General features: G+C 41.0%; 2 protein-coding genes and 1 pseudogene. 2 read left to right on the forward strand and 1 reads right to left on the reverse strand.

Annotated features, from left to right (window positions below; genetic code table 11):
- Positions 1 to 131: 131 nt before the first annotated feature.
- Positions 132 to 305, forward strand: a pseudogene (locus tag FYJ84_RS14950) (histidine kinase); the annotation flags it as partial.
- The gene (locus FYJ84_RS14955; protein WP_407060754.1) at positions 291 to 689 is read left to right on the forward strand and encodes a sensor histidine kinase; all 399 of its coding nucleotides are present in this window, start codon (positions 291 to 293) and stop codon (positions 687 to 689) included. The pseudogene FYJ84_RS14950 and the gene FYJ84_RS14955, both read left to right, overlap by 15 nt.
- A gap of 869 nt (positions 690 to 1558) precedes the next feature.
- On the opposite strand, the gene FYJ84_RS14315 is transcribed toward FYJ84_RS14955, so the two are convergent.
- Positions 1559 to 2371: a hypothetical protein gene (locus FYJ84_RS14315; RefSeq protein WP_154408257.1), complete on the reverse strand. Its 813-nt coding sequence runs from the start codon at positions 2369 to 2371 to the stop codon at positions 1559 to 1561.
- Positions 2372 to 2647: the final 276 nt, after the last annotated feature.

Consider the following 2647-nt stretch of genomic DNA (forward strand, 5'->3'; position numbering starts at 1 on the left):
AGGAATTACGGAAATTAACGCCCACGGAGAGTGTGTAAGTCCTTTTGCCAAGGCAGAAGGCTGTTCTCGTAGAAGTGGGAATCTCCCTCCTCAAACGCCTAGGCGTTAGGAGGGAGTAATTCAATTTTAATACGCTGGAAAATATCAAGTTCATGATACGGCTGAATCCTGCGGCGGCAGTGAATATGGTGGTGAACCTGTCCTCCATCCTGCGCTACGGCATCAACAACCTGGTGCAGGAGGTGACGCTGGCGGAGGAGTGGAAGTATACCAGGGCATACCTGGAAATCATGCAGTATCGCTTTGGCAAAAGGCTGCACTGTGAGTTTGCTTTGCAGGTGAATATGGACAGGGTAAAAATCCCCAAGCTGATTTTTCAGCCGATTCTGGAAAATGCCATCAAGTATGGGGAGGCGGAGGACGGCTCCATCAATGTGCGGCTGGGGGTGTATGAAAGAGCCGGGGAGCTGGTTATCAGCGTGGCAAATGACGGAGTGCCCATACCGCCGGAGCAGCTGCAGGAGCTGCAGTCGCTGCTGAAGGGCAGGGACAACCCTACGGTGCATACGGGGATTTACAACGTGCACCGCCGTCTGCGCCTGATGTACGGTGACAAATACGGTGTGGAGATTTATTCTGAGGCCCCCGGGGGCACCAGGGTGGAGCTTAAGCTGCCGCTGCGTACATGAGAGTCAGAAAAATATGATAATTAGCCTTCGCTATTTATCGTCTTGCCTGGCGGATTCAAAAGAACTTATATATTGTTTTTATGTCACAATAATGATATAATACATGTGTTGCAGGATTATGCCTGGAGGGCGGACGCGGTATGCAAATATCGTTATCAATGATACGGAATGGTGGTCGCTCTATAAATACGGCGGTGGGTTCTGCGCAGGCAGTTTTTCGCCGCAGAGAGCGTGATAGCATGGCTATGTTATCTAAGGTACGATAAAAGTGTTCCCTGAAAAGGGAAGCGCCTGTGATAAGGCATTAGCTGAAGCAATTCGCGCACTTATACCGTGTATCATCTTTGTGGTGGTGACAGGTGTGGTGCTGTTGTGCAAGCTGACATTCACGGGCGAACTGATTTTGATGTTTCGGCATTAAAGTATAAGCCACATATCGACCGCATCTTTCAGCATTTTTATGCACGAAAAAAGCCATCCTGGCCTGGGATGACTTCTTCGTAGATGTTGTGACCATCAGTGTTGCCTCACTGGTGCATGGTCGAATATTGTATTCACCAAAAACCTATAGTGGCGAGCCATCGTTGTGGTTCGCTCTTTTTTTATGCTTTCATTGTACAGCATTTTTTAGCTTGAGTCAACTGGCGAAAAAACATCAGCCTATTGCCGCCTTTGGAAGCGGTAATAGGCTGGTGCAGGCAGCAAAACTTTTTCAGGAAAACTTTTGATAGGTAAAGGATATTCAAGTCAAGCAGATGTTTTTTACGGCAGTCATGTTGTTCTGAGTATACTAGCTATCGGATTTAATTGCCAGCTTGCTATCGCACGGGCTGCCTGGCAAATAAAAGGTGTAGTGGGATTTGCTTTTGTTAATGTATAGGTTTCATATTCAGTTCTTTTCTCTTTTTCTGATATTCAATAGCGTCACAAGCTTTTTTATCAATCTGATAATATTTCAAAACTTCTAATACACACATATCAGAAGTTTTGGATTCGATATTAGAAAAATCATTCAGTGCAACAATATTATTTAAACGTTCTCTTTGAATATCATTAAGATTGTTGAGCTTGTTCCACCATTCATCAATCAAACCTGTTTCATACTCATAGAAATTTCTGTAAATAAGCATTGTTTCAGGCATATACAAACGTTTAAAATACTCTTCCTCGTTTTTACCAAAAGCCCTTTCAAAAAATTCTTTACCTTTGCCAATTTTTCCTTTGGTAGAGTTTAAAATAGCTTGTATAGCTCGAATAAATTTTCTATTCCAATGATCACCCATAAAATCTCTATCTCTAAAATAGTTTGGGTCTTGGATTGGGTGATACTTCATAGGGAAAGAATAGATGCTGATATTCAATTCATCACACAGATCAATGTTCATCTTCATTCTGTAATACAATTCTTCTGGTTTGTCATTAAAATTATATAACAGATAATTGGACAAATGAGTTATTCCTGCACTAGCTGCTAATCTTACAGCCTTTTCATAAGTTTTGTGCAACTCCCAATGGTCAAATGCGATGCGTAAAGGATTTATCGGAATTTCTGCCAATTTTTTTATGTTTTTCTCATTGATAAGTCTTGCGTCTACACCCTGGTTGAAGTCTACGTGACGAATCTTTGGAGCGTTTTTATACAATTTTTCAAATTTTGGTTTGAAGAAATCATCCATAAACAAAATATGTTCTCTTGTAATAGTGTGAATATCATCTAATTCGTTGTCTACCAAAACTTGAGCAATTTTCTTGCGTTCATCTTCATTTGAAGTTTTGTTTATTAAGAGATTATACTGCTTATGTAATGATTTACAATAAGCAGGAATGTTGAAGTTGGTCCTATGTCAAGATTTAGTACAACATAAAATGAGAAATTTTAATTATTTTCAGCTTACCAATAGTGATTCTCTAGCAACGCTCGCATTGTAAAGTTTTTCGAAGTCATCTGGCGAAAGATA

Source organism: Anaerovibrio slackiae (assembly GCF_009695585.1).
Classification (GTDB): Bacteria; Bacillota; Negativicutes; order Selenomonadales; family Selenomonadaceae; genus Anaerovibrio; species Anaerovibrio slackiae.

Excerpts from the sequence above, each read along its gene's own strand:
- FYJ84_RS14955 (WP_407060754.1), top strand. The coding sequence starts at position 291 with ATGCAGTATCGCTTTGGCAAAAGGCTGCACTGTGAGTTTGCTTTGCAG.